The organism is Cellulomonas iranensis NBRC 101100 = JCM 18110 (assembly GCF_001552375.1).
Lineage (GTDB): Bacteria > Actinomycetota > Actinomycetes > Actinomycetales > Cellulomonadaceae > Cellulomonas > Cellulomonas iranensis.
On record NZ_BCRB01000012.1, the window covers coordinates 1 to 15,815 of the forward strand.

The following is a 15,815-nucleotide window of genomic DNA, read 5'->3' on the forward strand; positions in this document are numbered from 1 at the left end:
GGCGCGCGACGGCGCGGCACCCTGCCGCGACGGCGCGCCGCCGCGGGCCGCGCGCCGCGGCGTCGGGAGACCGCGAACCGGACGGGCGCGCAGGCTAGTCGCGCCCGTCCGCGTCGTCGCGCCCCGGAGCCGTGAGTCACCGGATCGCGTGACCTCGGTGGTCGTCGGGCGCGACACGCCCGGCGTTTCGCGCCGCGAAGTCTGGATTGTGGGGGTGATGTAGGCCACAGTGGGCGACCTGCGGTCGGCGACGGTGCCGACCGGGACCCCCGGAGGTGCACGTGTCCGAGAGTCATCACGAGACCGACTACCAGCGTGTGCAGCGCTCGGCGGAGTTCCAGGACCTGCGGCGACGCTTCCGGCGGTTCGTCTTCCCGCTCACGGCGCTGTTCCTCGTCTGGTACTTCCTCTACGTGCTGCTCGCGAACTACGCGCACGACCTCATGAGCACGCGGGTCGCGGGGAACGTCACCGTCGGGCTGCTGCTGGGCCTGGGGCAGTTCGTGTCGACGTTCGTCATCACCATGGCGTACGCGCGGTGGGCCAACCAGAAGCAGGACCCGGTCGCCGAGCGGCTGCGCGAGCACATCGAGTCCGGCGCCGTGCTGGACGACGGTGCGACCCGCCGCGGCGAGGGGAGCGTCGCGTGAGCGCGCTCACCGCCACGGTCCTGGCCGCGGCCGCCCCGGCCGAGCAGGTCGGCGAGCCGGCCGTGAACATCGCGATCTTCGGCGCGTTCGTGCTCGTGACGATGGTCATCGTCTTCCGCGCGTCACGGAACAACCGCAGCGCCGCCGACTACTACGCCGCCGGGCGCTCCTTCACCGGGCCGCAGAACGGCACGGCCATCGCGGGCGACTACCTGTCGGCCGCGTCGTTCCTCGGCATCTGCGGCGCGATCGCCGTCTACGGGTACGACGGGTTCCTCTACTCGATCGGCTTCCTCGTGGCGTGGCTCGTGGCGCTGCTGCTCGTCGCGGAGCTGCTGCGCAACACCGGGCGCTTCACGATGGCCGACGTGCTGTCGTTCCGCCTGCGGCAGCGGCCCGTGCGGATGGCGGCGGCGATCTCGACGCTCGCGGTCGTGTTCTTCTACCTGCTCGCGCAGATGGCCGGGGCCGGGGGCCTCGTGGCGTTGCTGCTCGGCATCGACAACGCCGCCGCGCAGGGGCTGGTCATCGCCGTGGTCGGCGCGCTGATGATCATGTACGTCCTGGTCGGCGGCATGAAGGGCACGACCTGGGTGCAGATCATCAAGGCCGTCCTGCTGATCGCCGGCGCGGGCGTCATGACCGTCTGGGTGCTCGCGCGGTACGGGTTCGACCTGTCCGCGCTGCTGCAGGGCGCGATCGACACCGCGGGCGAGGGCGGCGAGACCCTCATCGAGCCCGGCCGCCAGTACGGCGCGTCGGCGCTCACGCAGCTGAACTTCCTGTCGCTCGCCCTCGCGCTCGTGCTCGGGACCGCCGGCCTGCCGCACGTGCTCATGCGGTTCTACACCGTGCCGTCGGCCAAGGAGGCGCGCCGGTCCGTCGTGTGGGCGATCTGGCTGATCGGCATCTTCTACCTGTTCACGCTCGTGCTCGGCTACGGCGCCGGGGCGATCGTCGGGCCCGAGCGGATCCTCGGCGCACCCGGCAAGGCCAACTCGGCCGCGCCGCTGCTCGCCTACGAGCTCGGCGGGGTGTTCCTGCTCGGGATCATCTCGGCGGTCGCGTTCGCGACGATCCTCGCGGTCGTCGCGGGGCTCACGATCACGGCCGCGGCGTCGTTCGCGCACGACATCTACGCGTCGGTCATCAAGCGCGGCGAGGTCGCGCCCGACGGCGAGGTGCGCGTCGCGCGCATCACGGTCGTCGCGATCGGCGCGCTCGCGATCGTCGGCGGCATCTTCGCCAACGGGCAGAACGTCGCGTTCCTCGTCGCGCTCGCGTTCGCCGTCGCGGCGTCGGCCAACCTGCCGACGATCATCTACTCGCTGTTCTGGAAGCGGTTCAACACCGCGGGCGCGCTGTGGAGCATGTACGGCGGGCTCGTCTCGTGCGTGCTCCTCATCGCGCTGTCGCCGGTCGTGTCGGGCAAGGTCGACCCCGCGACGGGCGAGAGCCTGTCGATGATCCGCGACACGGGCGTCGACTTCGCGGTGTTCCCGCTCGAGAACCCCGGGATCGTGTCGATCCCGCTGGCGTTCCTGCTCGGGATCGTCGGCACGCTGCTGTCGAAGGAGAAGCCGCACCCCGAGAAGTTCGCCGAGATGGAGGTCCGCTCCCTCACGGGTGCGGGCGCCGAGAAGGCGACGTCCCACTGACTGGGGGAGCGCCCCGCTCAGGTGCGGGGTCGGTGCGCGCGCACGATCAGCGTCCCGGGCAGCCGGGCGCCGCGCACCGGCCCCCACCCGCCCCACACGCGCTCGTGGCCCGCCGGCCACTCGGGCTCGACCAGGCCGTCGAGCACGAGCCCGGCGCCCACGACGTCGGCGACGTGGTCGGCGACCGTGCGGTGGTACTCGGCGTACAGCACGCGCCCGTCGGCGGCCGTCTCGACGTACGGCCGGCGGTCGAAGTACGAGCGCGTCGCGGTCAGCCCGTGCTCGCTCGGGTCGTCGGGGAACGCCCAGCGCAGCGGGTGGGTGACCGAGAAGACCCACCGGCCGCCCGGCCGCAGCACGCGCGCGACCTCGCGGTGCACGCGCTCGGTGTCGGGTACGAACGGGAGGGCGCCGAACGCCGTGAACACGACGTCGAACGACGCGTCGGCGAACGGCAGCGCACGCGCGTCGGCCTGCACGAGCGGCGTGCGGGTGCCGGCCGCGGCGTCGAGCCGGGCGGCCGCGGCCAGCATGCCCGCCGACACGTCGGTCGCGACCGCGTCCGCACCCGCGACCGTGCGCAGCCAGCGCGAGCCCTGGGCGGCGCCCGCGCCGACCTCGAGCACGCGCGACCCGCGCACGTCGCCCAGCAGCCGGGCCTGCGACTCGCGCAGACCCTCGGGGCACCACAGCAGGTCGGCAGGTCCGAGGAACGCGCCGTGCTCGTCGAGGTACTCCTCGGCGTTCGCGTCCCACCAGCCGCGGGCCGCGCGGCCGCCGGCCTCCGCGGGCACGTCGTGGTAGCCCGCGTCGGCGAGCGCGTCGTCCTGGGATCCGTCGGTCACGCGCCCAGTCTGTCCGCATCACAACGCGTACCCAGCGGTAACACAGGTGTGACACAGCACACCTACCGTCGCGGGGGTTCCGCACGGCGCAGCGCACCGCTGCGTCCTGACGAAGGGTGGCACCAGTGAAGAGCAGGTGGCAGATCGTCGCCGTGGGCGTCGTGGCAGGGCTCGCCCTGACCGCGTGCGCCGCGAGCGACCGCGACGCGCAGGGCGGCACCACCGACGGCGCGAGCGGCGGCGGCCGTGACACGTTCATCTTCGCGGCGTCGTCCGACCCCGCGTCGCTCGACCCGGCCCTCGCCAACGACGGCGAGTCGTTCCGCGTCGCGCGGCAGATCTTCGAGGGCCTCGTCGGCGTCGAGCCGGGCACGGCCGACCCCGCGCCGCTGCTCGCCGAGTCGTGGGAGGTCAGCGACGACGGCCTGGAGTACACGTTCCGGCTCAAGGAGGGCGTGACGTTCCACGACGGCACCGACTTCGACGCCGACGCGGTGTGCTTCAACTTCGACCGGTGGAACGGCTTCACGGGCGTGCTGCAGTCCGAGTCGCTCTCGTACTACTGGCAGAAGGTCAACGGCGGCTTCGCGACGAGCGACGTCGCGACGCTGAACGGCACCGGCAAGTACGAGTCGTGCGAGGCTCCCGACGCGGGCACGGCCGTCGTGCACCTCAAGAGCCCGCTGCCCGAGCTGGTCTCGGCGCTCTCTCTCCCGGCGTTCTCGATGCAGTCGCCCACCGCGCTGCAGGAGTACGACGCCGACGGCGTCACGGGCGAGGGCGACGCCCCCGTGCTGCCCGCGTACGCGACCGGCCACCCGACGGGCACCGGCCCCTACACGTTCGAGTCCTGGAGCCCGGGCGAGCAGGTCGTGCTGACCGCCTACGACGACTACTGGGGCGACCAGGGCCAGGTGCGCCGCATCGTCTTCCCGATCATCTCCGACGCGACCGCGCGGCGGCAGGCCCTGCAGGCCGGCGACATCGACGGCTACGACCTCGTCGGCCCCGCCGACGTCGTCGCGCTCGAGGACGCCGGGTTCCAGATCGTCAACCGCGAGCCGTTCAACATCCTCTACCTCGGCATGAACCAGGCGAACCCCGACCTCGCCGACCCGCGCGTGCGCCAGGCCATCGCGTACGCCATCGACAAGGAGGCGCTCGTCGCGCAGACGCTGCCCGAGGGCACGGAGGTCGCGACGAACTTCGTCCCGCCGTCGGTCGCGGGCTGGAACCCCGACGTCGCGCAGTACGCGTACGACCCCGAGAAGGCGAAGGCGCTGCTCGCCGAGGCCGGGAGGTCCGACCTCACGATCGACTTCAACTACCCGACCAACGTGTCGCGGCCGTACATGCCGACGCCCGAGCAGGTCTTCACCGCGATCTCGGCGGACCTCGAGGCCGTCGGCATCACGGTCAACGCCGTGCCCGACCCCTGGAACCCCGAGTACCTCGACAAGATCCAGGGCGGCGCCGACCACGGCCTGCACCTGCTCGGGTGGACCGGTGACTACAACGACACCTACAACTTCATCGGCGTGTTCTTCGGGGCCCCGTCCAACGAGTGGGGCTTCGACGACCCGGCCCTCTTCCAGGCCGTCAACGACGCGCGCTACGTCGCCGACATCGACGAGCAGACGACGGCCTACGAGCAGGCCAACGCCGCGATCATGGACTTCCTGCCGGGAGTCCCGCTCGCGCACCCGGTCCCGTCGCTCGCGTTCAAGGCCGACGTCAAGGGCTACCCGGCCTCGCCGGTCCAGGACGAGGTCTACAACGTCGTCACGCTCGGCGACTGAGGGAGCGGCACCACCCGATGACCCGACTGATCCTGCGGCGCCTCGCGCTGCTCGTCCCGACGTTGCTCGGGCTGTCGGTCCTGCTGTTCCTGTGGGTGCGCGCTCTCCCGGGCGGGCCGGCGACGGCCCTCCTGGGGGAGCGCGCGACCCCGGAGGCGGTCGAGCGGATCAACCAGCTCTACGGCTTCGACCGGCCGCTCCCGCAGCAGTACGTGCAGTGGCTCGGCCAGCTCCTGCAGGGCAACTTCGGCGTCTCGACGCGCACGGGGCGGCCCGTGCTCGACGAGTTCCTCGCACGGTTCCCGGCGACGGTCGAGCTCTCGCTCGTCGCGCTGGTCGTCGCCGTCGGGCTCGGCATCCCGCTGGGCTACCTCGCGGCCCGGTACCAGGGCCGCGCGCTCGACCACGCCGCCGTCGTGCTGTCCCTGCTGGGCGTCACGGTGCCGGTGTTCTTCCTCGCGTTCCTGCTCAAGTGGGTGTTCGCGGTGCAGCTCGGCTGGTTCCCGTCCTCGGGCCGGCAGGACCCCGCGATGATCGCGACCCACCCCACGGGGTTCTACGTGCTCGACGGCCTCATGACGCGCGAGTGGGACGCGAGCTGGGACGCCGTCGTGCACCTCGTGCTGCCCGCGCTCGCGCTCGGGTCGATCCCGCTCGCGATCATCGCGCGCATCACGCGCGCGTCCGTCATCGACGTGCAGCACGCCGACTACGTCCGCACCGCCCGGGCCAAGGGCCTGTCGGGCCCGCACGTGCGCCGCCGCGTGATCCTGCACAACGCGATGCTGCCGGTGTCCACGACCATCGGGCTGCAGGTCGGGCTGCTGCTGTCCGGTGCGGTGCTCACCGAGACGGTGTTCGCGTTCCCCGGCGTCGGCAAGTTCCTCGCCGACGCGGTGTTCGACCTCGACTACGCCGTGCTGCAGGGCTTCATCCTGCTCATCGCCGTGGTCTACGCCCTCGTCAACCTCGCGGTGGACGTGTCGTACGGCCTGATCGACCCGAGGATGAGGACGCGATGAGCGCACCCGAGGTGTACGAGGTCCCGCAGCCCCCCGTGGACCCGGGGGACGCGCTCGCGGAGGACCGGCGCGCGGGCGAGGCCCTGTGGCGGGTCGCGGCGCGGCGCCTGGTCCGCAACCCCGCGGCGCTGCTCGGCGCCGCGATCGTCGTCGCGTTCGTCCTGGTCGCGCTGCTCGCGCCGGTGCTCGCGCAGCACCCGGCCGGCGCCCTGCCGGGCCGGGCGGACGTGCGCCCGACCTTCATCCCCGGTCCGTCGGCCGCGCACCCGCTGGGGCTCGACCGGTACGGCGCGGACGTGCTGTCCCAGCTGATCTGGGGTGCCCGGTCGTCGCTGTTGATCGGCGTGCTCTCGACGCTGCTCGGCCTCGCGGGCGGTGCGGCCCTGGGGCTGCTCGCGGGCGCGTTCGGCGGCTGGGTCGACTCGGTGGCCATGCGGCTGGTCGACCTCATGCTCGCCGTGCCGAGCCTGCTGCTCGCGGTGTCGATCGCGGCGGTGGCGGGTCAGACGCCGTCGGCGGTGGTCGTCGCGATCGGCGTCGTGCAGGTGCCGGTCTTCGCGCGGCTGCTGCGCGGCTCGATGCTCGCGCAGCGCGGGCAGGACTACGTGCTCGCCGCGCGCTCGCTGGGGCTGTCGCGCCGCACCGTGACCATGAGCCACGTCCTGCCGAACAGCGTGTCGCCCGTGATCGTGCAGGCGACGCTGCTGCTCGCGACGGCGGTCATCGAGGCCGCCGCGCTGTCGTTCCTGGGCCTGGGCGGGGGCTCGCCCACCACGGCCGAGTGGGGACGCATGCTCGTCGCCGCGCAGAACGAGCTCGAGATCGCGCCGCGTCTCGCGCTGTGGCCCGGTGTCTGCATCTCCGTGACCGCGCTGGGGTTCACGTTGTTCGGCGAGGCGCTGCGCGAGGCCCTCGACCCGCGATCGAGGAGGCGGTGAGCGTGACGAGCGCACCCGGCACCACCGGTGGCGAGCAGCCGCTGCTCAGCATCCGTGACCTCGAGGTCACGTTCCGCACCGAGGCGGGCCGGTCGACGGCCGTGCGGGGCGTGTCGTTCGACGTCCGCGCGGGCGAGACCGTCGCCGTGGTGGGCGAGTCGGGGTCCGGCAAGTCCACCACCGCGGCGGCGGTCATCGGGCTGCTCGCCGGCAACGGCGCGGTGACCGGCGGGCAGATCCTCTTCGAGGGCGAGGACCTCGTCACGTTCGACGACGCCGCGATGCACCGCCTGCGCGGCGCGCGCATCGCGATGGTGCCGCAGGACCCGATGTCCAACCTCAACCCCGTGCGCCGGGTCGGCGCGCAGGTCGACGAGACGCTCGTCGACAACGGCGTCGTCCGCGGGCGCGGCGTGCGCGCGCGGACGGTCGAGCTGCTGGCCGAGGCCGGGCTGCCCGACGCGGCGCGGCGCGCGCAGCAGTACCCGCACGAGTTCTCGGGCGGCATGCGCCAGCGCGCGCTCATCGCGATGGGCCTCGCGGCGCGCCCGCAGCTGCTCATCGCCGACGAGCCCACGTCGGCGCTCGACGTCACGGTGCAGCGCACGATCCTCGACGGGCTCACCGACCTCACCGACCGGCTCGGGGTCGCCGTGCTGCTCATCACGCACGACCTGGGACTCGCCGCCGAGCGCGCCGACCGGGTCGTCGTGATGTACCGCGGCGAGGTCGTCGAGCAGGGCGCCGCGCGCACGCTGCTGACCGACCCGCGGCACGAGTACACGCGCCGACTGCTCGCCGCGGCGCCGTCGCTCGCGTCACGGCGCATCGAGCTCGCGCGGCAGGGCGTCGCGGTCGCGCAGCCGGCGGGCGAGGACCTGCTCGCACCGACCGCGACCGTGCCCGACGGCGCCGCCGGACCGGCGGACGACGACGAGCGCCCCCTCGTGGAGGTCGACCACGTCACGAAGGTCTTCCGCCTGCGCGGGCGGGGACTGCTCGGCCGCGGCACCGACCTCACCGCCGTCGACGACGTGAGCTTCGTGATCCCGCGCGGGCGGACGGTCGCGGTCGTGGGGGAGTCGGGATCGGGGAAGTCCACGGTCGCGCGCATGATGCTCGACCTGCTGCCGCCGACGTCGGGGTCCATCCGGTTCGACGGCGTGGACGTCGCGTCGCGCGACCGCGCGGGCGAGGTCGCGTTCCGGCGGCGCGTGCAGCCGATCTTCCAGGACCCGTACGCGTCGCTCGACCCGTTGTTCACGGTGTACCGCACGATCGAGGAGCCGCTGCGCGCGCACGGCCTCGGCGACCGTGCGGCGCGGCGCGCGCGGGTCCGGGAGCTCATGGACCAGGTCGCGCTGCCCGCGGACCTGCTGCGCCGCTACCCGGCCGAGCTCTCGGGCGGTCAGCGGCAGCGCGTCGCGATCGCGCGGGCGCTCGCGCTCGAGCCCGAGCTCGTGGTGTGCGACGAGGCGGTCTCGGCGCTCGACGTCGTCGTGCAGTCGCAGATCCTGCACCTGCTCGCCGACCTGCAGGCGCGGCTCGGGCTGTCGTACCTGTTCATCAGCCACGACCTGGCGGTGGTCCGGCAGATCGCCGACCACGTGTGCGTCATGCAGGGCGGTCGGCTCGTCGAGCAGGGCACGGTCGACGACGTCTTCGGGGCGCCCCGGACCGCGTACACGCGGGCGCTGCTGGACGCGATCCCCGGTCGCGACCTCGACCTCGGGCGCAGCGCCTGACGAGCCGGGCGGGCCGTCGGCGCAGGTCGGCGGCCCGCCCGGGACCGAAGGCACGCGGCGTGGCCGGCGTCGCTCGCTAGGGTGGTACCGGCGCCGCGTCGACGCGCGCCCCATCCCCCCGACCTCCCGGGGGTGACCCCTGCGAACGAGGAGCTGCAGCGTGCGAGTCGGTCTGCTGACCGGAGGCGGCGACGTCCCGGGCCTGAACGCCGCGATCCGAGCGGTCGTCAAGCGGGGGGAGGGTGAGCACGGGCACTCGATCATCGGCTTCCGCAACGGCTGGAAGGGCGTCGTCGACGGCGACGTCATGCCGATGGGCCGTCAGCACATCCGCAACGTCCTGCCCACGGGCGGCACGCTGCTGGGCACCGCGCGGTTCCACCCGCACGCGTCCGACGGCGGGCTCGACGCGGTGCTCGCGACCCTCGAGGCCGAGCGCATCGAGGCCCTCATCTGCATCGGCGGCGACGGCACGCTGCACGCCGCGAGCAAGGTGGCCGAGGCGGGCGTCAAGGTCGTCGGCATCCCGAAGACCATCGACAACGACGTGTGGGGCACCGACGCGTCGATCGGCTTCGACACGGCCGTCAGCATCGCGACCGAGGCGATCGACCGCATCCACACGACGGCCGAGTCCCACAACCGCGTGATGATCGTCGAGGTCATGGGCCGCACCGCCGGCTGGATCGCGGTGACGTCCGGCATCGCGGGCGGCGCCGAGCTCGTGCTGGCGCCCGAGGACCCGTTCGACATCGACAAGGTCGTGAAGTTCCTCAAGCACCGGCACCGCGCGCACGCGAGCTTCTCGATCCTCGTCGTCGCCGAGGGAGCCGTGCCGGCCGAGGGCACCTCGATGCACTACGAGACGCAGGTCGGCAAGTTCGGCGAGATCGTCGCCGGTGCGATCGGCGAGCGGCTCAAGGTCGAGATCGAGCAGCGCACGGGCTTCGACACGCGCGTGACGGTGCTGGGGCACACGCAGCGCGGCGGGATCCCCACGGCGGCCGACCGCATCCTCGCGTCGCGCTTCGGCGTGGCGGCGATCGACGCGGTGACGGCCGGCACGACGAACGTCATGACGGCGATCCGGGGCGAGGAGGTCGTGCTCGTCCCGATCCAGGAGATCGCCGGGAAGGTCAAGCACGTCCCGCAGGACCTGCTGACCGTCGCGCGGGCGCTCGCCTGACGGCCCCTTTGCCTGTGCCGCCGTCCACCCGATAGGGTGGACGGCGGTGATACGCGCGCTCTCGCGTTCTCGCCCTGCCCGTGGTCCGGCCGTCGGCCGACGTCGGGGGCGGGTTCCGGGAACACCCGGGCGATCGGCGCTGTTGCCGAGACGACACCACTCCTGTCCGCACTACATCCTGTCCGCATCGGAGCCCACCCCTACATGAGCATCTCCACCCCCGCGAAGCCCGCCGCCCCGCAGGTCGCGGTGAACGACATCGGTTCGGCCGAGGACTTCCTCGCCGCGATCGACGCCACCATCAAGTACTTCAACGATGGCGACATCGTCGAGGGCACCATCGTCAAGGTCGACCGCGACGAGGTCCTGCTCGACATCGGTTACAAGACCGAGGGCGTCATCCCCTCCCGCGAGCTGTCCATCAAGCACGACGTGGACCCCGGTGAGGTCGTCAAGGTCGGCGACGAGGTCGAGGCCCTGGTCCTCCAGAAGGAGGACAAGGAGGGTCGGCTGATCCTGTCCAAGAAGCGCGCGCAGTACGAGCGGGCGTGGGGCACGATCGAGAAGATCAAGGAGGAGGACGGCGTCGTCACCGGCACCGTCATCGAGGTCGTCAAGGGCGGCCTCATCCTCGACATCGGCCTGCGCGGCTTCCTGCCGGCCTCCCTCGTCGAGATGCGTCGCGTCCGCGACCTCCAGCCGTACGTCGGCAAGGAGATCGAGGCCAAGATCATCGAGCTCGACAAGAACCGCAACAACGTGGTCCTGTCGCGCCGTGCGTGGCTCGAGCAGACGCAGTCCGAGGTGCGCTCGACCTTCCTGCAGACCCTGCAGAAGGGCCAGGTCCGTCCGGGCGTCGTGTCCTCGATCGTCAACTTCGGCGCGTTCGTCGACCTGGGCGGCGTGGACGGGCTCGTGCACGTCTCCGAGCTGTCCTGGAAGCACATCGACCACCCGTCCGAGGTCGTCGAGGTCGGCCAGGAGGTCACGGTCGAGGTGCTCGAGGTCGACTTCGACCGCGAGCGGGTCTCCCTGTCGCTGAAGGCGACGCAGGAGGACCCGTGGCAGGCGTTCGCCCGGACGCACGCCATCGGCCAGGTCGTGCCCGGCAAGGTCACCAAGCTGGTCCCGTTCGGTGCGTTCGTGCGCGTCGAGGACGGCATCGAGGGCCTCGTGCACATCTCGGAGCTGGCCGTGCGCCACGTCGAGATCCCCGAGCAGGTCGTGCAGGTCGGCGACGACGTCTTCGTCAAGGTCATCGACATCGACCTCGAGCGTCGCCGCATCTCGCTGTCGCTCAAGCAGGCGAACGAGGGCTTCGACCCCGAGTCGGAGGACTTCGACCCCGCGCTGTACGGCATGGCGGCCGAGTACGACGAGCAGGGCAACTACAAGTACCCCGAGGGCTTCGACCCGACGACGAACGAGTGGCTCGAGGGCTTCGAGGCCCAGCGCGAGGCGTGGGAGGCCCAGTACGCGGCCGCCCACGAGCGCTGGGAGGCCCACCGCAAGCAGGTCGCCGCGGCGGCCCAGGCGGACCTCGACGCGCAGAACTCGGACACCGGTGCGTCGACGTCCGGCGGTGGCGGCGGGGCGATCCCGTCGACCTACTCGTCCGCGACGGAGGAGGCCACCGGCACCCTCGCGTCCGACGAGGCGCTCGCCGCGCTGCGCGAGAAGCTCACCGGCAACTGACGGACCGCGGGCCGACGCCCGCGCCCGGCACGCCACGACGGCCGGTCACCCCTGGGGTGGCCGGCCGTCGCCGTCCCCGCGGCACGACGGCGGGGCGGGTCGCGCCCGGCGTCCGTGGTGGGCACGATGGAGCGATGCAGCGCATCGGGCTCACGGGAGGCATCGCGGCCGGCAAGTCCGTCGCGGCGCGCAGGTTCGCCGAGCGCGGGGCGGTCGTCGTCGACGCCGACGTGCTCGCGCGCGCGGCCGTCGAACCCGGGACGCCCGGTCTCGACGCCGTCGTCGAGGCGTTCGGCCCGGAGGTGCTCCGGGAGGACGGCACGCTCGACCGACCGGCGCTCGCCCGCGTCGTGTTCTCCGACCCGGACGCGCGGTCCCGGCTCGACGCGATCGTCCACCCGGCGGTCCGGCGGCTCGCGGCCGAGCGCGAGGCGTCCGCCGCCGCGCTCGACCCGGGCGCCGTCGTCGTGCACGACATCCCGTTGCTGGTCGAGACGGGCCAGGCCGGCGACTTCCACGCCGTCGTGGTCGTCCACGCGCCCGCGGTGCTGCGGGTCGAGCGGCTCGTGCGGCTGCGGGGCATGACCCGCGCCGACGCGGAGGCGCGTGTCGCGGCGCAGGCGCGCGACGAGGAGCGCCTGGCGGTCGCCGACGTCGTGCTCGACGGCACGGGCGGCGACGCCGACCTGCGGCGGCAGGTCGACGAGCTGTGGGAGCGGGTCGCGGCCGAGCAGGACGCCGAGCGCGCCGCCGACACGCCCTGACCCCGTCTGCCACACGCTCACGTGGCGGGTGCGGGACGTTCGTCCGCCGATGCGGCGAACCGGCGTCACTCCGACGGGTGAATTGAACGCGTGTCCACGCGAGGAGTACGGTTCGACCGCCGATCACTCGGAGCGGGCGCGACGACGCGTCCGGGGGCCGCTGCGGCGGCCCGTCAGGGGAACAGCAGCCGGAGGAACGATGGCGCTCCAGTCGGTCGGCACGAACGGGTGGGAGGCGCGCCCGCTGCAGTCGAAGGCGTCGCTCTCGGTGGCCACGGGGACGCTCACGGCGACCCAGGTCCTCGATCTGGCGGTGAAAGCCGCCGCGGCGGTCGACGACCCGTCCGGCTGGCTGCGGACGGGGGAGCGCGGGTCGAGCAAGGTCTCGTTCGCCGTCCGCGACATGACGCGCGACGGCACCGAGCCGGTGCTGTTCTTCGACGCCGAGGTCGACCGGGCGGTGGGCCGCGTGACGGTGCGGACGCTCATCACGAGCTACGTGACGCGCTCGTCGGGCGTGAGCGCGCTCCTGCCGGTCTCGAAGCGCAAGGTCGCGGGCTTCTCGACGTACCGCGCGTTCATGGACGGCTACGCGAAGCTGCTCAAGGAGGCGGACCCCGCGGCCTCGGTGTCGTTCAGCGGTACGTGAGACGGACGGGCCCCTCGGGCGGGCCCTCGCGGGGTCGTTGTCGGTGGCCCGACGTACGGTGGTCGCATGCGCCCCGTGACCGACCTGCAGCGGACCGTCGCGCCGTTCGAGGTGGTGTCCGAGTACACCCCGAGCGGCGACCAGCCGACCGCGATCGCCGAGCTCGCCGAGCGCGTGCAGGCGGGCGAGAAGGACGTCGTGCTGCTCGGCGCGACCGGCACTGGCAAGTCGGCGACCACCGCGTGGCTCATCGAGCGGCTGCAGCGTCCCACGCTTGTCATGGCGCCCAACAAGACCCTCGCGGCGCAGCTCGCCACGGAGTTCCGTGAGCTGCTGCCGAACAACGCCGTCGAGTACTTCGTCTCGTACTACGACTACTACCAGCCCGAGGCGTACATCGCGCAGACGGACACCTACATCGAGAAGGACTCCTCGATCAACGAGGAGGTCGAGCGGCTGCGGCACTCCGCGACGAGCTCGCTGCTGACGCGCCGTGACGTCGTGGTGGTCGCGACGGTGTCGTGCATCTACGGGCTGGGCACGCCGCAGGAGTACGTCGACCGCATGGTGACCCTCGCGGTCGGCGACCGGATCGACCGCGACCAGCTGCTGCGCCAGTTCGTGACGATGCAGTACTCGCGCAACGACATGGCGTTCACGCGCGGGACGTTCCGCGTGCGCGGCGACACGATCGAGATCATCCCGGTCTACGAGGAGCTCGCGATCCGCATCGAGATGTTCGGCGACGAGATCGAGGCGATCGCGACGCTCCACCCGCTCACGGGCGACATCGTGCGGGACGAGCAGCAGGTCCACGTCTTCCCGGCGACGCACTACGTGGCCGGTCCCGAGCGCATGGAGCGCGCGATCACCGGCATCGAGGCCGAGCTGGCGGAGCGCCTGGCCGATCTCGAGCGGCAGAACAAGCTCCTCGAGGCGCAGCGGCTGCAGATGCGCACGACCTACGACATCGAGATGATGCGGCAGATCGGCTCGTGCTCGGGCATCGAGAACTACTCGCGGCACATCGACGGACGCGCGCCGGGGTCCGCGCCGCACACGCTGATCGACTACTTCCCCGAGGACTTCCTGCTCGTCATCGACGAGTCGCACGTGACCGTGCCCCAGATCGGCGCGATGTACGAGGGCGACCGGTCGCGCAAGCGGGCGCTGGTCGACCACGGGTTCCGGCTGCCGAGCGCGATCGACAACCGCCCGCTGCGGTGGGAGGAGTTCGTCGAGCGCATCGGGCAGACCGTGTACCTGTCGGCGACGCCCGGGGACTACGAGCTGTCGATGGCGGACGGCGTGGTCGAGCAGATCATCCGTCCGACCGGGCTCGTCGACCCCGAGGTCGTCGTCAAGCCCACGAAGGGGCAGATCGACGACCTGCTGGGCGAGATCCGCACGCGCGTCGAGCGCGACGAGCGCGTCCTGGTCACGACGCTGACGAAGAAGATGTCCGAGGACCTCACCGACTACCTCCTGGAGAAGGACGTCCGGGTCCGGTACCTGCACTCCGAGGTCGACACGCTGCGCCGCGTCGAGCTGCTCCGCGAGCTGCGCCTGGGCGAGTACGACGTGCTCGTCGGCATCAACCTGCTGCGGGAGGGCCTCGACCTGCCCGAGGTCTCGCTGGTCGCCATCCTCGACGCCGACAAGGAGGGTTTCCTGCGCTCGGGCAAGTCGCTGATCCAGACGATCGGCCGCGCCGCGCGCAACGTCTCCGGCCAGGTGCACATGTACGCCGACAAGATCACCCCGGCCATGCGGCTCGCGCTCGACGAGACCGACCGTCGCCGCGAGAAGCAGATCGCGTACAACCTCGAGCACGGCATCGACCCGCAGCCGCTGCGCAAGCGCATCGGCGACATCACCGACATGCTCGCGCGCGAGGACGCCGACACCGCCGAGCTGCTCGGCGGCGGCGGCCGGCAGGCGAGCCGCGGCAAGGCGCCCGTGCCCGGGTTCGGGTCGCGCACCGCGCCGCACGACGAACGCACGCGCCTCACCGGCGCGGCGGCGCACGAGCTCGCCGACCTCATCCAGCAGCTCACGGACCAGATGCACGCCGCCGCGGGCGAGCTGCAGTTCGAGCTCGCGGCGCGGTTGCGCGACGAGATCTCCGGGCTGAAGAAGGAGCTGCGGCAGATGCAGGCCGCCACCGCCTGACCGCGCGGCGCCGCCGCACGGGACCACCCGTACCGCCGCTGGAGGACTCATGGACCGCAGGTTGCAGATCGTCGTCGACGCGCACGACCCCCGCGGCCTGGGGGCGTTCTGGGCCGACGTGCTGGGCTACGTCGAGGAGCCGCCACCGCCGGGGTTCAGCACGTGGGAGGAGACCCTCCAGGGCTGGGGGCTGCCCGAGGACCGCTGGAACGACGCGTACGCGATCGTCGACCCCGACGGCGGCGGGCCGCGCCTGTTCCTGCAGAAGGTGCCCGAGGGCAAGGTCGCCAAGAACCGCCTGCACCTCGACGTCGGTCAGCCCGGACGCGCGCGCGGCGAGGAGCCCGACAAGCCCGCCGTCCGTGCGCGCGCGGACGAGCTCGTCGCGCGCGGAGCGACGCACGTGCGGGAGTTCGACGACCCGGCGCAGGGATTCTGGATCGTGCTGCAGGACCCCGAGGGCAACGAGTTCTGTCTGGTCTGACGCGACGCGCCGTCCGGCCGTCCGGCGCACGGACGCCCGGACGGCGGTCCGCCGGTCCGTCACCTATAGTGGCCCACTGGAGGGGAGTACTCCCCGCGACGTCATCGTCATCACGGTCGCCATCGTTGCCGGCCCGGTGCCGTCGGCCGCGCGTCCGACCCGCTGGGTCCGGCGCTGGCGGAAGAGACCTCCGGTCATCAGCCGTACC

General features: G+C 72.5%; 13 protein-coding genes. 12 read left to right on the plus strand and 1 reads right to left on the minus strand.

Annotation, left to right across the window (positions count from 1 at the left end):
- Positions 1-281 precede the first annotated feature (281 nt).
- Positions 282-650 carry a DUF485 domain-containing protein gene (locus tag CS2_RS03800; RefSeq protein ID WP_046530559.1) on the plus strand — a complete coding sequence of 123 codons (369 nt, stop codon included), beginning with the start codon at positions 282-284 and terminating at the stop codon, positions 648-650.
- 101 nt (positions 651-751) lie between these two features.
- Entirely contained in the window at positions 752-2,308 is a 1,557-nt protein-coding gene (locus CS2_RS03805; protein ID WP_233421060.1) for a monocarboxylic acid transporter, read from the plus strand.
- Positions 2,309-2,325: 17 nt separating this feature from the next.
- Here the strand turns inward: CS2_RS03805 and CS2_RS03810 are convergent, their stop codons facing one another.
- Positions 2,326-3,153, minus strand: coding sequence for a class I SAM-dependent methyltransferase (locus tag CS2_RS03810; RefSeq protein ID WP_070318958.1), 828 nt, complete (start codon positions 3,151-3,153; stop codon positions 2,326-2,328).
- Between the two features lie 125 nt (positions 3,154-3,278).
- Between CS2_RS03810 and CS2_RS03815 the strand changes: the two genes are divergently transcribed.
- From CS2_RS03815 to CS2_RS03860, 10 genes are all read left to right on the plus strand, one after another.
- The gene (locus CS2_RS03815; protein ID WP_070318959.1) at positions 3,279-4,952 is read left to right on the plus strand and encodes an ABC transporter substrate-binding protein; all 1,674 of its coding nucleotides are present in this window, start codon (positions 3,279-3,281) and stop codon (positions 4,950-4,952) included.
- Between the two features lie 17 nt (positions 4,953-4,969).
- On the plus strand, positions 4,970-5,974 hold the full coding sequence (locus CS2_RS03820) for an ABC transporter permease (RefSeq protein ID WP_070318960.1): 1,005 nt from the start codon (positions 4,970-4,972) through the stop codon (positions 5,972-5,974).
- Complete coding sequence (locus CS2_RS03825; RefSeq protein WP_070318961.1) at positions 5,971-6,912, plus strand: ABC transporter permease; 942 nt, start codon at positions 5,971-5,973, stop codon at positions 6,910-6,912. The genes CS2_RS03820 and CS2_RS03825 overlap by 4 nt, the downstream gene beginning before the upstream one ends.
- A gap of 2 nt (positions 6,913-6,914) precedes the next feature.
- Positions 6,915-8,657, plus strand: a complete 1,743-nt coding sequence (locus tag CS2_RS03830) for a dipeptide ABC transporter ATP-binding protein (RefSeq protein ID WP_082739783.1) — start codon at positions 6,915-6,917, stop codon at positions 8,655-8,657.
- Between the two features lie 160 nt (positions 8,658-8,817).
- Complete coding sequence (locus CS2_RS03835) at positions 8,818-9,843, plus strand: 6-phosphofructokinase (RefSeq protein ID WP_070318962.1); 1,026 nt, start codon at positions 8,818-8,820, stop codon at positions 9,841-9,843.
- A gap of 204 nt (positions 9,844-10,047) precedes the next feature.
- Positions 10,048-11,538 carry a 30S ribosomal protein S1 gene (rpsA, locus tag CS2_RS03840; protein WP_046528482.1) on the plus strand — a complete coding sequence of 497 codons (1,491 nt, stop codon included), beginning with the start codon at positions 10,048-10,050 and terminating at the stop codon, positions 11,536-11,538.
- A gap of 134 nt (positions 11,539-11,672) precedes the next feature.
- The gene (coaE, locus tag CS2_RS03845) at positions 11,673-12,302 is read left to right on the plus strand and encodes a dephospho-CoA kinase (RefSeq protein WP_070318963.1); all 630 of its coding nucleotides are present in this window, start codon (positions 11,673-11,675) and stop codon (positions 12,300-12,302) included.
- A gap of 199 nt (positions 12,303-12,501) precedes the next feature.
- Positions 12,502-12,951 carry a hypothetical protein gene (locus CS2_RS03850; protein WP_070318964.1) on the plus strand — a complete coding sequence of 150 codons (450 nt, stop codon included), beginning with the start codon at positions 12,502-12,504 and terminating at the stop codon, positions 12,949-12,951.
- A gap of 66 nt (positions 12,952-13,017) precedes the next feature.
- A complete protein-coding gene (gene uvrB / locus CS2_RS03855) occupies positions 13,018-15,123 on the plus strand; it encodes an excinuclease ABC subunit UvrB (protein WP_070318965.1) in 2,106 nt (701 codons plus the stop codon).
- Positions 15,124-15,172: 49 nt separating this feature from the next.
- Positions 15,173-15,607, plus strand: coding sequence for a VOC family protein (locus CS2_RS03860; protein ID WP_046528478.1), 435 nt, complete (start codon positions 15,173-15,175; stop codon positions 15,605-15,607).
- The last annotated feature ends 208 nt before the right edge of the window (positions 15,608-15,815 follow it).

Excerpts from the sequence above, each read along its gene's own strand:
- CS2_RS03805 (WP_233421060.1), top strand. The coding sequence starts at position 752 with ATGGTCATCGTCTTCCGCGCGTCACGGAACAACCGCAGCGCCGCCGAC.
- CS2_RS03820 (WP_070318960.1), top strand. The coding sequence starts at position 4,970 with ATGACCCGACTGATCCTGCGGCGCCTCGCGCTGCTCGTCCCGACGTTG.
- CS2_RS03825 (WP_070318961.1), top strand. The coding sequence starts at position 5,971 with ATGAGCGCACCCGAGGTGTACGAGGTCCCGCAGCCCCCCGTGGACCCG.
- rpsA (WP_046528482.1), top strand. The coding sequence starts at position 10,048 with ATGAGCATCTCCACCCCCGCGAAGCCCGCCGCCCCGCAGGTCGCGGTG.
- coaE (WP_070318963.1), top strand. The coding sequence starts at position 11,673 with ATGCAGCGCATCGGGCTCACGGGAGGCATCGCGGCCGGCAAGTCCGTC.
- CS2_RS03850 (WP_070318964.1), top strand. The coding sequence starts at position 12,502 with ATGGCGCTCCAGTCGGTCGGCACGAACGGGTGGGAGGCGCGCCCGCTG.
- uvrB (WP_070318965.1), top strand. The coding sequence starts at position 13,018 with ATGCGCCCCGTGACCGACCTGCAGCGGACCGTCGCGCCGTTCGAGGTG.
- CS2_RS03860 (WP_046528478.1), top strand. The coding sequence starts at position 15,173 with ATGGACCGCAGGTTGCAGATCGTCGTCGACGCGCACGACCCCCGCGGC.